This is a genomic window from Pseudomonas sp. PA-6-3C (assembly GCF_021605825.1).
GTDB classification, from domain to species: Bacteria; Pseudomonadota; Gammaproteobacteria; order Pseudomonadales; family Pseudomonadaceae; genus Aquipseudomonas; species Aquipseudomonas edaphica.
On the sequence record NZ_WKDV01000039.1, the window covers coordinates 25,920 to 42,858 of the forward strand.

At 52.0% G+C, this 16,939-nt stretch carries 11 protein-coding genes and 5 pseudogenes; 6 read left to right on the top strand and 10 right to left on the bottom strand.

Annotated features, from left to right (window positions below; all coding sequences use genetic code 11):
- Positions 1–227: 227 nt before the first annotated feature.
- Positions 228–1,148: a LysR family transcriptional regulator gene (locus GIW48_RS22755; RefSeq protein ID WP_159954385.1), complete on the bottom strand. Its 921-nt coding sequence runs from the start codon at positions 1,146–1,148 to the stop codon at positions 228–230.
- Positions 1,149–1,301: 153 nt separating this feature from the next.
- On the opposite strand from GIW48_RS22755, the gene GIW48_RS22760 reads away from it, so the two are divergent.
- A complete protein-coding gene (locus tag GIW48_RS22760; RefSeq protein ID WP_236462686.1) occupies positions 1,302–2,975 on the top strand; it encodes an alpha-keto acid decarboxylase family protein in 1,674 nt (557 codons plus the stop codon).
- 607 nt (positions 2,976–3,582) lie between these two features.
- On the opposite strand, the pseudogene GIW48_RS22765 reads toward GIW48_RS22760, so the two are convergent.
- The 3 genes and pseudogenes from GIW48_RS22765 to GIW48_RS22775 form a co-directional block, all read right to left on the bottom strand.
- Positions 3,583–4,253, bottom strand: a pseudogene (locus GIW48_RS22765) (IS66 family transposase zinc-finger binding domain-containing protein); the annotation flags it as partial.
- Between the two features lie 61 nt (positions 4,254–4,314).
- The gene (gene tnpB, locus GIW48_RS22770) at positions 4,315–4,563 is read right to left on the bottom strand and encodes an IS66 family insertion sequence element accessory protein TnpB (protein ID WP_159954387.1); all 249 of its coding nucleotides are present in this window, start codon (positions 4,561–4,563) and stop codon (positions 4,315–4,317) included.
- A 790-nt stretch (positions 4,564–5,353) separates the two neighbouring features.
- Positions 5,354–5,785, bottom strand: coding sequence for a hypothetical protein (locus GIW48_RS22775; protein WP_236462682.1), 432 nt, complete (start codon positions 5,783–5,785; stop codon positions 5,354–5,356).
- A 233-nt stretch (positions 5,786–6,018) separates the two neighbouring features.
- Here GIW48_RS22775 and GIW48_RS22780 point away from each other — a divergent pair.
- Positions 6,019–7,208, top strand: a pseudogene (locus GIW48_RS22780) (IS3 family transposase).
- Here the strand turns inward: GIW48_RS22780 and tnpC are convergent.
- A pseudogene (gene tnpC, locus GIW48_RS22785) lies at positions 7,112–8,126 on the bottom strand (IS66 family transposase); the annotation flags it as partial. The pseudogenes GIW48_RS22780 and tnpC overlap by 97 nt on opposite strands.
- 756 nt (positions 8,127–8,882) lie before the next feature.
- Between tnpC and GIW48_RS22790 the strand changes: the two are divergent.
- Positions 8,883–9,143, top strand: coding sequence for a hypothetical protein (locus GIW48_RS22790; protein WP_236463073.1), 261 nt, complete (start codon positions 8,883–8,885; stop codon positions 9,141–9,143).
- Positions 9,144–9,464: 321 nt separating this feature from the next.
- On the opposite strand, the gene GIW48_RS22795 is transcribed toward GIW48_RS22790, so the two are convergent.
- Positions 9,465–9,698, bottom strand: a complete 234-nt coding sequence (locus GIW48_RS22795) for a DUF2188 domain-containing protein (RefSeq protein ID WP_422631594.1) — start codon at positions 9,696–9,698, stop codon at positions 9,465–9,467.
- A gap of 276 nt (positions 9,699–9,974) precedes the next feature.
- Here GIW48_RS22795 and GIW48_RS22800 point away from each other — a divergent pair.
- Positions 9,975–10,256: pseudogene (locus GIW48_RS22800) on the top strand (AMP-binding protein); the annotation flags it as partial.
- A gap of 184 nt (positions 10,257–10,440) precedes the next feature.
- Here the strand turns inward: GIW48_RS22800 and GIW48_RS22805 are convergent.
- Complete coding sequence (locus GIW48_RS22805) at positions 10,441–11,715, bottom strand: glycoside hydrolase family 68 protein (RefSeq protein WP_159954391.1); 1,275 nt, start codon at positions 11,713–11,715, stop codon at positions 10,441–10,443.
- 530 nt (positions 11,716–12,245) lie between these two features.
- Between GIW48_RS22805 and GIW48_RS22810 the strand changes: the two are divergent.
- Positions 12,246–12,497 (top strand): annotated as a pseudogene (locus GIW48_RS22810) (phosphate-starvation-inducible PsiE family protein); the annotation flags it as partial.
- Here the strand turns inward: GIW48_RS22810 and GIW48_RS22815 are convergent.
- From GIW48_RS22815 to GIW48_RS22825, 3 genes are all read right to left on the bottom strand, one after another.
- Positions 12,494–12,811: a DUF3509 domain-containing protein gene (locus GIW48_RS22815; protein WP_058419385.1), complete on the bottom strand. Its 318-nt coding sequence runs from the start codon at positions 12,809–12,811 to the stop codon at positions 12,494–12,496. The pseudogene GIW48_RS22810 and the gene GIW48_RS22815 overlap by 4 nt on opposite strands.
- A 286-nt stretch (positions 12,812–13,097) precedes the next feature.
- Positions 13,098–14,402 (bottom strand): serine/threonine transporter, encoded by a 1,305-nt coding sequence (locus GIW48_RS22820; RefSeq protein WP_017135170.1) that lies wholly within the window; start codon positions 14,400–14,402, stop codon positions 13,098–13,100.
- A gap of 62 nt (positions 14,403–14,464) precedes the next feature.
- The gene (locus tag GIW48_RS22825) at positions 14,465–15,841 is read right to left on the bottom strand and encodes an L-serine ammonia-lyase (protein ID WP_177035070.1); all 1,377 of its coding nucleotides are present in this window, start codon (positions 15,839–15,841) and stop codon (positions 14,465–14,467) included.
- Positions 15,842–15,978: 137 nt separating this feature from the next.
- Between GIW48_RS22825 and GIW48_RS22830 the strand changes: the two genes are divergently transcribed.
- Positions 15,979–16,926 carry a LysR substrate-binding domain-containing protein gene (locus tag GIW48_RS22830; RefSeq protein ID WP_017135169.1) on the top strand — a complete coding sequence of 316 codons (948 nt, stop codon included), beginning with the start codon at positions 15,979–15,981 and terminating at the stop codon, positions 16,924–16,926.
- Positions 16,927–16,939 lie beyond the last annotated feature (13 nt).

A 16,939-nucleotide genomic window follows, 5' to 3' on the forward strand; every position in this document is an offset into this window, starting at 1 on the left:
TCTGTTAAGCCCGGCAACACATTGACCCCAAGCAATCCTTATAATTGGAAGCGATCAGTTGATCAAGAATGTCAGCATTCGTATTGGGTACCTGTGCGCTTCTTGAGCAGAACATTTCTGCAAAGGATGAAGAGCTTAACGTAACGGACAGTAGGCTCAATAAAGCCCATGTCTCTACCAATGTAACGATTGGCTGGCCACGGCCAAACTTAAAGCCCTATCCTGAATCAGCTGACCAGTACAGAGTCTACCCCTGCTTGACTTTCAATATTAAAGAGCTTTTTAGCAAAACCCATAAAAGCCGCGCCCTCCTTTGATAGGGCTTTGTCTTTTCGTCTGATAAGCGCTAAGGAATAAAATGGAATGGCCCCATGCAGTTTTATAAATTTCACCGCATTCTGACCTAACTCATGACACGCTGACTCAGGCATAAGTGCCACACACTCCCCGGAAGAGACTACGGAAAAGATAAGATCAACGTGATTGCTTTTCAATGTCACGTTAGGTGTGAAACCTTCTTCAGCACATAAACCTTTTATATATTCGTATATTTTATAATCTTCCGAAAAAGAAATGAAGTTATAATTTTCCAATTCAGCAATCGACACCCATTCGTGTCCTGATAATTGATGATCCGCAGAAACGACCAAGTTCAGTCTGTCCTCGAAAAAAGGTAGGATATCGAATACATCCTCATCGACTGGTAACATCACGGCTGCAATATCTATGTCCATATCAGCAACTGCTCGTTCCAACAAGCACGAGCCACTTTCAAATATTTTGATTTCAACAAGTGGATGAGCCACCTTGAAGTCATTGATGATATCAACAAAAAATGACGAGCTTGTGGTAGATGGCAGCCCTAAGCGCAATATACCCTGAAAATGATGGGCAAGCGTATTGAATTTGAACTTTATGGTTTTCATTTCGTTTAAGATGTTGATTGAGTGCGCATACAGTTCGCGGCCGGCAGCCGTCGCCTCAACCCCTCTTGATGTTCTCTTAAGAAGCTCGGTCCCAAGTTCCCCCTCCAAGGCTCTAATTGATTTACTAATCGCAGGCTGGGTAACGTGCAGCACCTCCGAAGCTCGAATAAAGCTATTTCGACGCACAACTTCAACGAAAAATTCAAGAGCCCTTATATTCATATTTTTCTCGCCTATAACCAATGGTTATTCACCTATAAGATAATTTCACTTCCTTTCCCTTCTACAGGTGCATAAAAATAGCACAGGCGAGATAGTTTTAATACCCTCAAACTTCACGAAGCACGAATACCAACCTCATAATAGGGACTTACGATGTCATCAAAACTGACTGTCGCAAACCACTTGATCAACCGCCTATCTGAAATCGGTATACGGCACGTTTTTGGTGTGCCGGGTGATTATAATCTCGAACTTCTTGACCATATCGTTTCACATCCTGATGTCATCTGGGTGGGTAATACGAATGAACTCAATGCGGCTTACGCGGCCGATGGTTACGCACGCCAATCTGGCGTCGCAGCCTTAGTTACAACCTATGGTGTAGGTGAATTAAGTGCGATCAATGGCATAGCCGGTTCGTACGCAGAATACGTGCCGGTGCTCCAGATCGTCGGCAGCCCCCTTGAAAAAACTATAGAGAACAGGGAATTGGCTCACCACACTTTGGGGGATGGCGTATTCAATCACTTTTCTACTTGCGCTGAACAGGTGACTGTCGCCCAGACAAAATTGACAGCTGAAAATGCACTGCATGAAATCGATAGGGTTTTGGACGCTCTATTAACTGAGAAAAGGCCTGGTTACATAGAGTTACCTTTAAGTGTCGTCAATAAGCAGATAGTCGGAGAGATAAAACCGTATAAACTGAAAGAGCCTATCGCCGATACCTCGCAACTCAAGGCCCTTACTGAGCATTTGGACAGATTACTGACTTCAGTCAAGCGGCCAGTACTTTTAGCCGGTTTCCTGATGGAGCGGTTCGGCCTAATTCCGGAGGTTCGCGCACTTTTAGAAGAACACAAATTACCCAACGCTTCACTCTTTATGGGTAAGGGCGTATTGGATGAAAAACAAAAAAGTTATATAGGAAACTATTCAGGTGGAGCGAGCGACCCTTTATTACTACAGGCGTTAGACAATGCAGATATTGTCCTGTCTTTGGGTGTCAGGTATACCGACAATATTACCGCAAGCTTTAGTCACTTACCCGATCCCAAACATTTAGTCGATTTCCAGCCATACTCCGTGTTCGTGCACGGTGTAGAGTACAAGAACATACCTTTAAAGGAGTCCCTTAAAATACTGACTCAACTCATTGCTCGATGTAAACCAGGATCGTTCAAAATTCCAGCGACAAATTCCTCCGCGGTAAAAGCCATAAATAAACACACCGAGGTACCTATAACCCAGCACACTTTCTGGCAGAAAATTCAGTCATTCATCGAGGATGGAGATCTTATCATCGCCGAGCAAGGAACCTCTTTCTTTGGTTCCGTTACTCTACAAATTGGCCCTCGATCGTCCTTTATCGGTCAGCCTCTATGGGGCTCTATTGGTTACACCTTGCCTGCGACTTTCGGTGCAATGACCGCACATCCCGCCCGACGGACACTATTATTCATTGGTGACGGCTCTGCATTACTGACCGTGCAAGAACTGAGTAGTCTTTTACGTGACGGCCATGCACCTATAATCTTTCTAATCAATAACAACGGGTATACCGTTGAACGGGCTATCCATGGGGAGCATCAATACTACAACGATATTCCACCTGTCGACTGGTCACTCATTCCTCACGCTTTTGGTATGATAAACAAACCCATAACCTATAGCGTGCGCAATAGCAAAGAACTGGATGCTGCACTTCGCCATGCCGAAAAACCAACGGTCATGCAGTTCATCGAGGTGCATCTCGGCATGATGGACTTGCCACCTCAACTAAAAGCAGTTTCCGATGGTATCGCTGCTAAAAACTCAATCTCATGAAACGACATTCCAAATTGATAATCATGACTCCTGTTAATACTTCCTGATTCTTAAGAGGGTCTGAATGAAAGCTCATACAGTTTATCTGGATCGACGCGAGCTGGGCATCGCCTGAAGTAGAACGCGATTTTTTCGGATAATGACTCATCACGCTTTCAAAAAATGCCAGCCTTGTAAAATCGATCAAAGTTTTTCGTGCTCCATGCCTTTGGGCTGCTCCGAGCGCCTCGTAGCAGCCATTTTCCACGTTAAGGGGCAGTTCTCCTGTGCTGAAGAGCAAATGTCGACGCGTCATCGTAAGCGTTTAGGCAACACAACTTAAGTAGGCCTTTGCGTCATTCGGTTTCGATGATAGCTTGGTGCTCTATGCTTCTCGACTTACCTAAGGATTAGTTGAAACAGGAAGAGGTGTGACGGCATTAGAGTAGATAAATCTTGTCATGTAGTTCTGCGATTCCGTGAAACGCTGGAGAACTGGCATTTGAGCAACCATTTGCAGGGCTATAACTGATCAAGGGCAGTGTTGAACCAGATGAGTCAACCGACTTGGGTGCCGTACGCGAGCTGATAGAGGAGGCTGAAGTTGCACACCGTTCTGTCCGACCTATTGCGCCAGCGATGAGAGGGCAATCGCCTGCCCGGCCCGACCAAAAATCTTCTCTCGCCGATACAGCGGTAAATGGTCGGCAAACTACGCCACCATCAAATGGGCCAACAGACCTGCGGTCGGGATGACCTTGTCGATCACTTGGGCCGGTACAGGCGCCTGGATTAGTGTTTCGCACTGGCCGCAGGCCCATTTTCCACACACATGCTGTTCGACGGTGAACACTCCGGGTGTGTAATCGAGCTTCTCGCTGACGTCTTCGCCAATGCGCTGAGGTTGGCAACCGCAGACGCACTGGGTGCTTTCTAGCTCGTACGGATCACTGTACGTGGTAACTGCGGTGGCAGCGGTGCACGCTTGGGTTTCTGACCTAGCTCATCCGGGGTAAGTGACGGATTGACCGCCTTCAACTCGGCCTCGATGGCCGCGATATCAGTGCCGAGCAGGTAGTCGAGCAAGCTACCTTAGTCAGGGCTAAGCTGTTCGCTGCGCTTGGCGACTTTGTGTTGCTTGAGGATGGCGATCTCAAGAGCGAGTTGCTCGTTGACCATTTGAAGGCGGTGGATTTTCTGGCCCATCAAGTCGACCTGGTGCAGCAACTGCAAGGCTTTTTCGACCAAGGCACGTAGCTGTTCTGGTGTCATTTGATCGAGCTTTGGCGAGGAAGTCATGTCGTTGATTGTGCCAGAGCCTAGAGTCAGCAACGATAAACCGATGTGCCAATGGCAGGCGTTACAACAATGTGATCAAGCCCCCAGCACCGACCCTTTGCCATGGCAAGCCCAGTACCAAAGCCTGAAGTTGCTCGTTATCGAGTTCGAACTCCGAACCTTGCCGAATGCCGGGCCAATCAAACCTGCCGTGATTCAATCGTCGCGCCGCCAACCGGATACCCACGCCGTCATATACCAGAACTTTAATTCGATTGGCGCGGCGATTGGCGAACAGATAAGCGCAATGCGGCTTCGCCGCACCGAACACGGCAATGACCCGCGGCTAACGCCGTTTCGGTGCCGGCGCGCATGTCCACCGGTTCGGTGGAGAGTGAGAGCGCATCGATTCGAATCGCTGCAACTGGTTTTGCAAAAAGGAGGCACAGGCAGCAGCTTTTTTTGGTCGGCCAGTTCACTCAGACTGTGCCACGCGAGTGCTAGATTCCAACGCAGATGCTCGATGAAGCAGCCTGGGAATGGCCTCCGGCGAACTGCAAAGGTAGCGGAGTGAAAGCAGGTTGCAGCTCCGTGACTTCGTTCGTTTGTACCCTAGTCCATTTATGGACGAGGTTCTAGTTGATGCTTTGGTGCTGCGCGACGCTGGCAATTGAAGCGCCGCTCTGAGCGCACTCTTGGAATAGCTGGGCCTTGAGGTATTTAAAATAGGATCGGGGTTATGGCTGCATTGAAAAACCGCTTAAAAGGCTTGAAATGGTGCGTGCCTAAACTAGTTGCGCACCATCGCCTTTAGCGTCGGGGTCAGGAAGGTGAGTTGGCCGGACGGTTACGTTGTTCGAAAATGTAATCCCTGATTTCATTCATGCGCATTAAGAATAACTGCATGCCGAGGCGTTGGGTGTGTGGGCTTCACTTTTGTTCAGGCCCACATGCATGCAGCTGCTTAGCTCGGAACTGTGTCGCCAGCCAAGCATAAACAGTGTGCGTTCGATCGTAACCGTCCGGCCAAGTCACCTACCCAACTCGTAAAGCCAGACATAGCGTATACTTAAGTCAGCGCACACCGCTTCACGCCCTGTAAGAATGTCATTGACGAAGCCTCAAGCCGTTGTGCTGACTATTGAACCGGTAGATGCTTTATCTTCGGCATTGAGTGCAATCAATAGTGCCGAAGTCATGGTCTGCAATTCGGCAGAGGTAGCTGCAATCTGCGTTTGAGCAGCCGCCACAGCCACTGCCTTAGCCTCTGCACTTTGGCTGCTAGCCTGTGCTTTCTGCAAAGCTTGCTGCTGCTCTTGGAGTAGCTTTTGCAATTGCTCGATCTGTTTCTTCAACTCTTTTACAATATCGGATTGCTGCTTAACTGATGTGGCTTGACCGTCACCTGCAGTGCCGGCACCTTTAGCTTCGGCGGGCGAGCTGACAGTCTTACCACTGGTGCTATTGGTCGTGTTAGCCTCCGCCGGGGTCGCACTGCTTGGGCTGCTTGGGCTGCTTGGTATGGAGGAAGAATTGCTAGCATTGATAAGCATGCGAAAATCCTGTCACATTAGAGTATTGGCTTTATCGGCCTGTACTTGGATTTCTTTAGATGTTTTTGATCGTCTGGCTAACCATCCCTGCTTTTTGTTGGTAAGCCTCTGAGAAGTGGGCCTTGCATAGCTTAGCGGACGCCCGCTTATGCGGTAGCAACGCCGTAATTGTAGTGGTCTAATGAAACCGGACACCCATTTAGGCGAGAATGCTCGCCAGATCGAGGTGTCAGATGACCAAACAACGCCGCTCCTTTACTCCAGAATTCAAACGCGAGGCTGCCGACCTCGTGCTCAAGCAAAACTACAGCTACATCGAAGCCAGCCGTTCACTCGGTATTGGCGAGTCAGCGTTGCGCCGCTGGGTTGACCAGGTTCAGAAAGAGCGCCAAGGCATCACTCCGCAGAGCAAGGCGTTGACTCCAGAACAGCAGAAAATTCAGGAGCTGGAAGCACGGATCGCCGGGCTTGAACGGGAAAAATCGATATTAAAAAAGGCTACCGCGCTCTTGATGTCGGAAGATCACGAGCGTACGCGCTGATCAATCAGTTGAGCGTCCATGAGCCAGTTGATTGGCTGTGCAAGTTGTTTGAAGTGACTCGTTCGTGCTACTACGCCCAGCGCCTTAGGCGCCGCACGCCCGATGTTGAACGGCTTAGGTTGCGCAGCCCGGTGAGCGAGTTGTTCACGCAAAGTCGTAGCGCTGCCGGGAGCCGCAGCATCTTTTCGCTGATGCGTGAAGACGGTGAGCAGCTCGGTCGATTCAAAGTACGCAGCTTGATGCGCGAGCTTGATTTAGTAAGTAAACAACCCGGCTCACATGCCTACAAACGAGCGACAGTAGAAAGACTCGATATTCCGAATACCTTGAACCGTGAGTTTGATGTGCCAGGCCCGAATCAAGTCTGGTGCGGCGAAATCACCTATATTTGGGCTCAAGGAAAGTGGCATTACCTGGCTGTCGTTCTGGATCTGTGTACGCGTCGGATCGTGGGCTGGGCACTGTCGGAAAAACCAGACGCTGAGCTGGTTATCAAAGCGCTGGATATGGCTTAGGAGCAGCGTGGCAGGCCTTCGGATCTGCTATTCCACTCGGACCAGGGATCGCAATATGCAAGCCGACTCTTTCGCCAGCGGTTGTGGCGATACCGCATGCGCCACAGCATGAGTCGACGAGGAAACTGCTGGGATAACGCACCGATGGAGCGCTTATTTCGCAGCTTGAAAACGGAATGGATACCGACCGTGGGCTATCGAACTGCGCAGGAAGCAAAGCGCGATATCAGCCATTTTTTGATGCATCGGTACAACTGGATTCGGCCTCATCAATTCAACGATGGGTTGGCACCAGCCCGGGCCGAAGAAAAACTTAACGTCGTGTCCGGGATTAGTTGTCCACTACAAATCTTACTCGCTTGCTGAGTCGGCAGGCGAGTCAAAAAGTCTTTCAGATTGACATATGGATGGTGCCTGTTCGTCTGTGCGGAGTGGGTTAAACTCATGATCGCTGCCGCCTGTTTGCCGCTGCGTAGCGATCCTGCAAATAGCTAGTTCTTGCGTCCAAGAGATCACTGTCGGATATGATCCTCGACCCAATTGTCGTCGACGGGTACGGCCCCGTCATCAAGGTCGCTCGATTGCGCTTCCGATCGTTTCAAGCTGTAATACGGGGCTATGCTGATGGCCGAACCTTCAGGCACGAGATCGGGATGGCCGATCATCCAGGCATGCAGCCTTGCCATAAACGGTGCGGCTTTTTGTTGCTGTATTCGGTGCAGTGAATATGGCTCCAGGTCGCGGACTTTACTCTTTATTTCGTAAAGCAATTGGATATAGCGAAGAGCTTGTTCGACGAGCTTGCTTTTGTTGGTGGCAGGCAGTACGAAGAACTTGCTCCGGTCCTGAGCAATGCAGCCGATTTCCGTCCCGCCGTGCTTGAAGCTGGCTTTGTAAATACCAAAATCGTTGCAGACCAGCTTGCCTTTCCAACCATTCAGGAAGTTACAAGCATGCTTACATGTCCTCCTGGTGCCGAAAGCGTATACAATAGCAGCTGTTTCGCAGAACTGGTTGGTGGCGTACGCCCAAACATAAGAGCGGTTGGTTTTCTTCAAGTCCGCAGCGAGCTTTTGTACCGGTCTTTCTTCCGCGTGCACGAACTATTGCCCGGTCACAACGCTACGCAGGGCATGTACTAAGGGCTGCAACTGCACGCCTGTCATGCCAACCCACTGGGCCAGTTTCGAATGCGGAACCACCAAATCCGCACAACCGGAAATCGATTCCTTGAAGGTAAAGCGGAATATGAACAGCAAACTTCGCTATCACAACGTTTGCAAGGCCCCGGCAGTCCGCATGCTCTCTAGGTTCTCTAATCTTTCTTTTATGTGATAATTTTCTAACTGTAATTTTTGTTTGTGATTTTCCTTGGTTTCATTATTGCCCATCATGTTTTTTGCAAAGCGCTCGCCGAGTGCCAAATTTCCTCTTAATTATTTTGCGGTTTTTCTGTTTCCTGAATTATTAATGCTTCAGGTATTTCGTTTTTACTAAAGACTCTTTCTATAAGCTGACCAATGTTATCCACAAGGGCGTGCTCATATTTTATAAATATTTTTTGATTAGGATCGGTGCTGTGCGATGTATATACAGTTTTAAAGTGCTTAATAATATAAAGTAAGATTATTGCCGTAAAGTAATAACGGATTCTGTTATTGCTTTTTCGAGTTTTTTAAGATTGTTGCCGCAGGAATGTTAATAGTAGTGGTTTTGCCGTGAGCCAATGTTATGCATAAAGAACATTGATTCACCACACTGACCTCACTAGGTATTTTGACGAAAGATATTGACATGACCAACACATGATCGACCTACACGGTTTTTACCTTACTTTTCTGCATGGCCTGCCTTGCCTTTTCGATAAGTTTATAGCTCATGATTTTTGGGTAATAGTTTTCGATAAATTTATCTAAATGCATTTTTGCATTGATATTAGTACTATGAGTACATAAATGCTAAAATATATATGGTTTCAAAAATTTATTTTACGCTATTCTGCTTTCATCGCACTTTAGGCGTTTTTTGATTTATTTAATAGTGAAAGTAACTCGCTGTAGTCGCAACGAGCCAGATCAGAGGTTTTACGCACGATATTCTAATTCTAAAGAAAAAATAATTAAAGCTTTTGGTGTTGAATTGTCAGGAGTAACGCCAGAGGATAACATTGGAATTATTTTAATTGGTAATGATGTAATTGGTGCTGTTCTTGCTAATCATGATTTAAATGATTGGCAAAAGCAGTTAAAAAGGCCATTTTATTATCGGTCTTTCTACGCCAGTAACATTGTTGTGATTTAACGATGAAATATTAAATTATTCTGGTGTCACTAAAGCGTTGGCTTTTCGTGAGGTTACCTATAACAATGGTACTAAAGAATTAAACTGTTATTTACCAGCTTGAGGGGGCGGGATAGATCAACATTGGAGCCAGCTTTAAAAGCTAAATCTGAATATGTCACTGATGCGTTAGATAGGATTAAAAATGAGGCAGAACTAAAAAAGGTAGAAAAGCCTGTCGCAAGAGCGGAACTTAAAATATCATGATTAAAATTATTTGTCACAAGAGAACTTTTAGGCTCTTTTTTGTTTTTAGGAAAGCCTAGTATTGGGCTTTCTCATTTAGAATCTCTTAATCTTTAGATTTGAACGGGTTAGCGCTACGTGGGTACGTGCTTTCTTCCTGAATGGTCCCATCTTCCTTATTGTTTTCAGGGAGGCGGTTTTGCCTTCTAAAGAATCGATCGCTAGCTTGATGATTTCTGCCTTTTTATCAGCAGTCTTCGACGCCGGTTCAGCACCTTGCTTCTTGATAATCCAATGGTTGCCAGACTTTGTGATGTGGTAGTCATCCATGAAACCTCCTATTTTTGAGTTCAATCATTCGACGCATATCAGCAGTGATCGTTTGTTTTATTTTGCCGTAGTCCTTCCGCGGGGCTTCCCCAAGCTCGTCAAGACGCTCATGGAGGTTGTGTATGTTCCACATGGTCGCGCCTTTCATCTCTTTCACCTCTTCTTTAAATAGTGGCACGGACAGCAGCATCAACGTAAGATTAAGTCAAATCTGAGGATACAACCTGTAGGCACCAGTAAGCGATCAGGACGCGATGGTATGATTTGTTTCAGGAGTCTGAAGACTTACTGCACCGTGCGTATCAGGTTGGCTTGTCGGTTTTTGAAGGTACGTTTTTTCTGTATGCGCATTGGTAGTGTGCCTCAATCGCCCCGGCTTGTGCCCCCCGACCACTGCCCCATGTAGAAGTGCGGTTGGCTGGTTACGGTAAAGTGCTGATCAAGGGCTCGACGCTGCTCTGTTATCTAGGGGAAGGCCCCTTCGCGAATTAATGGTGGCCGAGCGGAGATCTGGGCGAGCTCGACCAGGAGAGTTTTCTTTATCTCAAGTGCCGCAAGTAGCATCAATTAATCACCAGTTACTGGCTACATCCTTGTAGCCAGTTCTGAAGGTTAGTTTCTATGCGTTGTTTCAGATGGGGTCCGAACAAAGTCGCAGCGAGTCAGGCAGGATATCTTGGTCATATCCGCAACGATCTTTTCATCGAACTTAAACCCGCTGCCTGAAAGCGGTGGGTTGCCATTACTTGAGCGTGACGTCGAGCATCGGTGGGATGTAACCGTAGTCATACTCGGCGACCACGAACGTCTGGTGCCCTTTGATCTTAATCCCCACAGTCGGTGCCTCAGTGCCGCCGATACGAATCTGCGTACCGGCTTCGTCGGTCCTTACGCTGTCAATGAATGAGGTCACCAACCCGTTGGGCATCACACAGTGCGAGTAGGTCTGGAGCGGCTGGGAAGACGGGTTACCCAGTACCAGGCCTGAACCGTTCAAGGGCACGTAAGGGCCGAAAAGCGAATCTGCGACAAAACCGTACACCCCGTCCGGCCCAGTTACCCCGTCGCCATAGGTGAAGGTGTGGCTGATGGTGAACAGGTAGTACTTGCCGTCTTGGAACACGAAGTGCGGGCGTTCGGTCTGGTCGTTGACGCCTACCGCGGTCAGCAGCGGCGGCAGCATTTCCCAGTCGTCGCCGTCTTCGTCACGGGCCACGGCGATGCCGACACAAGCGGTCTGGAAGCGCGAGTTACCAACGTCCTCATAACCTGGCGGCACGTCGCCGATTTCTGCATCACCGACCTTGTGGGAACCGCGCTCGCCGGCGACGTTGCCCTCGAACAGCATGTACAGCTTGCCGTCCCTCGGATCGCGGAACGGCCATGGATCGCGGAAGCCCCAGAAGGCGTTTTGCGCTTCGGTCTGGTACAGCTTGCCGTCGGCCTCGAACAGCGACTTGACCTTCTCGAAGCCCACCAGGCTGACGCCATGCTCGGTGGTCACCACGCGACCACGCACCTTGACGATGGTTGAGCCCGGCGTAACAGCGGTGTAGTACAGATCCAAGTCGCCTTGCTCGCTCAACAGGATCGGCGTGCCGGCCCATTCGCGAACGGTCGGCGAAACACCTTCAGCCATCACCCGGCCGCCGAGTTTCCAGTCCTTGCCGGTGCGAGAGAACCAGTAGTACATCTTTGCCCGGCCATGGCGGTCGCTCCAGTCGCGGGTGATGTCGTAGTTACCATTTTGGTCGAGGTATTGTGGATCGTTCGGGTGACGATCCGCAGTCAGGGTAAAGATCACAGACCAGCCATCGACAGAGATAATGTTTCCGTTGATATCACGCAGCGGCATTGTGTCCCAGATAAACACCTCGTCGCTCAGTACAGGGAAGTTCGCACTGACCAATGGCTGTGTAGTAGTAGGATCGTCCGTGCGGACTTTCAGCGCGTCCGCTCGCGTCCAGAGGCTGGGTTGATGTGGTGTTTTACCAAATTTATGAGTATCGCTTTTCATAGGGAAAAACCTCGTTTATGAAGAAATTCAATTAGATGCTGACGAAATATACTGTATATATATACAGCTTATTAACTGTAGAGGTGCTGTCCTTCCGGGTCAAGGGGGGGGGAATGCATTTATGCATAATTGATTTTTTGGTGAACCTGATGCGTTTCAGCTTGCGATGGTTCTAGAGGTTTTTTGTCGGAAAGATCAGCGACGTTACCTGTATGATGCTGGGTGGACGCCGTTAGTCGCATCGATCAACGCCGTCTAACCGTGCAAGGAGTTTGCTGCGATGGCATGGAGGTGCCCACGAAAAAATGTACGGATTTATTTACCGTTCACGCTTTCGCAAAAAACAATTGAATTCCTCCTTTTGAACGATTCTGTTGAACAAGTCCGCTTCGATTTCCACTGTAGAAAAATACGCGCCTGAGATTGAAATCTAGATTTTTTCAGTAGGTTCCAGATCCGGATTTCACGCAGCAACGTGCGAAAGAGGTCATTTCACCCATGAGTATTCGAGCTTTTTTCGTCAAGCCGACAAGACCAACCACATGCCCGTGCGCTTCCTGATCTACGTGGCAATCACCGCGCTGACGCGCCTGCTGATCTCCAACGTGTCGCACCACAACCCGCCGGACATCGGCATCATCTACCTGTGTGGCGGCATTCTGTTGCTGGCGTTCTCGATTCTGGTGGTGCGCTATGCCTCGTCGGCGTTCCCGTCGGTGAAGGTCGAAGGCCCGCGTCGCAAGGGCGAGGCGAGCCTGGAAACCGAGAAAGGCGAGCTTTAAAGCCCGACGCTGAAGGGCAGGGTGCGGGCGGGCGGCGGCTGCAATAATTTGTGGCTGTCGCCATCCGTCATCACCGCCAGAATCTCCATGGCGCTGTGACCCTGCTCGATGGCGATGCCGAACTGAATGCTTTGCACCAGGCGCTTGAGCCGCTCTGGGTCGTTGCGTTGTTCGGCGCTGATCATGCGTTTGGCCACCACGCCCGTCTCGTCCGAGAGGGTGAGCATGATGCTGCCGTCGAGCCGTTGGATGCTCAGGTTGACGCGGTAGGTGGGCGTGAAGGTGTCAGTGATGATCTGAAAAGGATTGTCCATGGTGCGTTACCGCCTGATAAGAACATGCAGTCATTGACGACCGGTGTCTGGTTTAGTTCGCGTTGCCTGACCACCGGCCACTCCGTCGCTGAGGTTTCACAAGGTCCGTTTGCCTCGGTAGCTGTAGAGCAAGGGGCGTGCCGTATAGCGACTTGCCTGACTGCGCCTGACCCCTGTTGGAGCGGGCTTGCCCGCGATTGCGGTGTATCAGCTAAATAATTTCTGACTGACAGACCGTTATCGCGGGCAAGCCCGCTCCCACAGGGGGTGTGGGTTGTGTTCGATTTCAGGGCAAAACCGAAAAAACGATCGCAGACAGCGCAATCAACCCGATCAGCACCACAAACACATTCGACACCTGACCCGAATACTGGCGCAGAGATGGCACGCGGCGGATCGCGTACATTGGCATCAGGAACAACAGGCACGCGATGATCGGCCCGCCCAGGGTTTCGATCATGCCCAGGATGCTCGGGTTGAAGGTCGCCACGGCCCAGCAGGTCAGGACCATGAACAGTGCGGTGCAGCGTTCCAGCCCTTTGGACGACATCGAGCGGTTGCGCCCACGCAGGGATTTGACGATCAAACCCTGGAAGCCTTCGCTGGCGCCGATGTAGTGGCCGAGAAAGGACTTGGTGATGGCCACCAGCGCGATCAACGGGGCGGCGTAAGCAATCACTGGCGTCTGGAAGTGGTTGGCGAGGTACGACAGGATCGAAATGTTCTGCGCCTTGGCAGCCGCCAGGTCAGCCGGCGACAGGGCCAGTACGCAGCTGAAGCAGAAGAACATCACCGTCAGCACCATCATGCCGTGGGCGGTGGCGAGGATGCCGCTGCTTTTGCGTTCGGCTTGTGGGCCGTAGACGCGCTTCTGGTCAACGGCAAAGGCGGAAATGATCGGCGAATGGTTGAAGGAGAACACCATCACCGGGATCGCCAGCCACAGGGTCTTGAAGAACAGCGGCAACGGCATGCCTTCGCTGGCGGAAGCGAAGAACGCGCCGTTCCAGTTGGGGATCAGGCTCACGGCCAGCAACAGCAGGGCGGCGACGAAGGGGTAAACCAGCACGCTCATGGCTTTGACGATCACGCCCTGGCCGCAGCGCACAATGGCCATCAGGCCGAGGATCAACACCAGCGACAGAATCGCCCGAGGCGGCGGGGCCATGTGCAGTTGGTGTTCCATGAAGCTGCTGAGGGTGTTGGTCAGCGCCACGCTGTACACCAGCAGGATCGGGAAAATCGCGAAAAAGTACAGCAGCGTGATCAACTTGCCCGCGCCCACGCCGAAGTGTTCTTCGACCACTTCGGTGATATCACCGGATTTGCCCGACAGCACAAAGCGCGTCAGCCCACGGTGAGCAAAGAAGGTCATGGGGAAGGCCAGCAACGCCAGCACGATCAGCGGCCAGAAACCGCCAACGCCGGCGTTGATCGGCAGGAACAAGGTGCCCGCGCCAATGGCCGTGCCGTAGAGGCCGAGCATCCAGGTGGTGTCGTGTTTGGTCCAGCCGGTGGTTACGGTGTTATCTAAAACGTTATCTACAGCAACAGCAGGGTTTTCAGCGGCAGGTGTACGTACATCAGTCATCGATATTGCCTCGTTATTATTTTTGCGCGGGCTCACGTAGGGGGCGGGTAGAAGTGCTCCGATCAGCACTCCACCCAGCTGACCGCCAGGCCGCCCCGTGAAGTTTCTTTGTATTTGTCATGCATATCGGCGCCGGTATCGCGCATGGTGCGGATTACCCGGTCCAGGGAAATAAAGTGTTTGCCGTCACCGCGCAGAGCCATTTGCGTGGCGTTGATCGCCTTGACCGCCGCGATGGCGTTGCGCTCGATGCACGGCACTTGCACCAGGCCGCCGACCGGGTCGCAGGTCAGGCCGAGGTTGTGTTCCAGGCCGATTTCGGCAGCGTTTTCCAATTGCTCCGGTGTGGCGCCGAGGATGTCGGCCAAGCCGGCAGCGGCCATGGCGCAGGCCGAGCCGACTTCGCCCTGGCAGCCGACTTCGGCACCGGAGATCGAAGCGTTCTTCTTGCAGAGAATGCCCACGGCAGCGGCTGCCAGGAAGAAATTGACCACATCGTCATCCGACGCATCGGCGTTGAACTTCATGTAGTAATGCAGCACGGCCGGGATGATCCCTGCTGCGCCGTTGGTCGGCGCGGTGACCATGCGCCCACCGGCGGCGTTTTCTTCGTTGACGGCGAGGGCGAACAGGTTGACCCATTCCATGGCCGACAAGGTGGAAGTGATCACGTTGGGTTTGCCGATTTCCAACAGGCTGCGGTGCAATTTCGCCGCCCGGCGTGGCACGTCCAGGCCGCCTGGCAAGATGCCTTCATCGCGCAGGCCTTGCTCCACGCACTCGCGCATCACCGACCAGATATGCAGCAGGCCACTGCGGATTTCTTCATCGCTGCGCCACGCGCGTTCATTGGCCATCATCAGCTCGGAAACCCGCAGGCCGTGCTTGTTGCACAAGCCCAGCAGTTCGACGGCGCTGGAAAAGTCGTAGGGCAATTCAACATCGCTGGTAGGCGCGATGCCCGAGGCTGCTTCAGCCGCTTCGATGATGAAACCGCCGCCTACCGAATAATAGGTTTGTTCACTCAGCAGGCCGTTTTCGCCATAGGCGTGCAGGGACATGGCGTTGGGATGGTAGGGCAGGCTCTCGTCGAGCAGCAGGAGGTCGGTGTGCCAGTTGAAGGCAATGTCCTGCGAGCCTGCGAGCAGCAATCGGCCGGATTCGCGCAATTGCTGAATACGCGCATTGATCGAGGTGGGGTCGACCTTGTCTGGCCATTCGCCCATCAGCCCCATCACGGTGGCGCGGTCGGTGGCATGGCCCACGCCAGTGGCGGACAGCGAACCGTACAGGCGCACTTCGATACGTCGCGTTTCACTGAGCAAATGCTGGTCGGTCAGGGCTTGGGCGAAGGTCGCCGCTGCGCGCATCGGGCCGACGGTATGGGAGCTGGACGGGCCGATGCCCACTTTGAATAGATCGAAAACACTGATAGCCATGCTAAAGCCTTACAAGCAATGGAGTAGAAATCGCTGCCATGTTTTGTAGAGCAGGCGGAATTGGCGCGATACTGAGCCTCTGGATCGGCACTGACCAACGAATTATCCTAAGACACCCTTTAGCAGGACTAAACGCTATGACTCGCCCTCTCCATGGCCAGACCTATGTCTGGCTGCACGTGTTTTCTTGCGCCGCGCGGCATTTGTCGTTCACCCGCTGCGCCGAAGAACTGCACATCACGCCGGGGGCGGTGAGCCAGCAAATTCGCCAGTTGGAAGAGCGCCTGGGCTTTCGGCTGTTTCATCGGCGCGCCCGTGGCGTGGAGTTGAGTGCCGAAGGGCAGAGGCTGGCGGCGACGGTGGGCGAGGCTTACGGCAGCATCGATGCGGAGTTGCAGCGGCTGGACGCGGGGATGATCAGCGGTACGTTGCGATTGCGTTCAATCCCGTCGTTTCTCGGCAAATGGCTGACCCCACGTTTGCCGCGTCTGCAGCAGCGCTTCCCGGATATCCAACTGCGCATGGTCGCCGAAGACAGCAGCATCGCCCTGCACGAGGGCGACTTCGACCTGGCCATCGACTTGAACGACGGCAGCTACCCCGGCCTGTTATCCACAGCCCTGCTCGATGAACAGATCTTTCCGGTGTGCGCGCCGAGCCTGCTGCGCGGGAGGCCGCCGCTGCATGGCCCGGCGGACCTGGTGCATTTCCCGCTGTTGCACGACATCACCGCGTGGCGTGGGAGTTATGAATACGCCGAGTGGGAGTTTTACCTGAATGCTATCGGCTACCACGACGCCGACGTGCGGCGCGGCCACACCTTCAACCGCAACCACCTGACCATCGAGGCGGCTATCGCGGGTATGGGCGTGGCGATTGCGCGGCGTACCTTGCTCAACGATGAGCTGGAGCGCGGCACCTTGATCGTGCCCTTTGGCCTGGCTGTGCCCAACCACAAACGTTATGTGCTGCTGTATGCACCGGGCGCGTTGAGCCACCCGGGCGTGCGTGCGGTGCATGACTGGCTGGTAGAGGAAGCAGGGATTTTTCGCGGATTGCACCCGTTGGGAGAGGGGCAATTGTAAGGTTCGCTGAGCG

Coding starts and splice junctions, on each gene's coding strand:
- GIW48_RS22775 (WP_236462682.1), bottom strand. CDS start 5,785: ATGCTTATCAATGCTAGCAATTCTTCCTCCATACCAAGCAGCCCAAGC.
- GIW48_RS22795 (WP_422631594.1), bottom strand. CDS start 9,698: ATGGATGACTACCACATCACAAAGTCTGGCAACCATTGGATTATCAAG.
- GIW48_RS22830 (WP_017135169.1), top strand. CDS start 15,979: ATGACTCGCCCTCTCCATGGCCAGACCTATGTCTGGCTGCACGTGTTT.
- GIW48_RS22820 (WP_017135170.1), bottom strand. CDS start 14,402: ATGACTGATGTACGTACACCTGCCGCTGAAAACCCTGCTGTTGCTGTA.
- GIW48_RS22760 (WP_236462686.1), top strand. CDS start 1,302: ATGTCATCAAAACTGACTGTCGCAAACCACTTGATCAACCGCCTATCT.
- GIW48_RS22755 (WP_159954385.1), bottom strand. CDS start 1,148: ATGAATATAAGGGCTCTTGAATTTTTCGTTGAAGTTGTGCGTCGAAAT.
- GIW48_RS22825 (WP_177035070.1), bottom strand. CDS start 15,841: ATGGCTATCAGTGTTTTCGATCTATTCAAAGTGGGCATCGGCCCGTCC.
- GIW48_RS22805 (WP_159954391.1), bottom strand. CDS start 11,715: ATGAAAAGCGATACTCATAAATTTGGTAAAACACCACATCAACCCAGC.
- GIW48_RS22815 (WP_058419385.1), bottom strand. CDS start 12,811: ATGGACAATCCTTTTCAGATCATCACTGACACCTTCACGCCCACCTAC.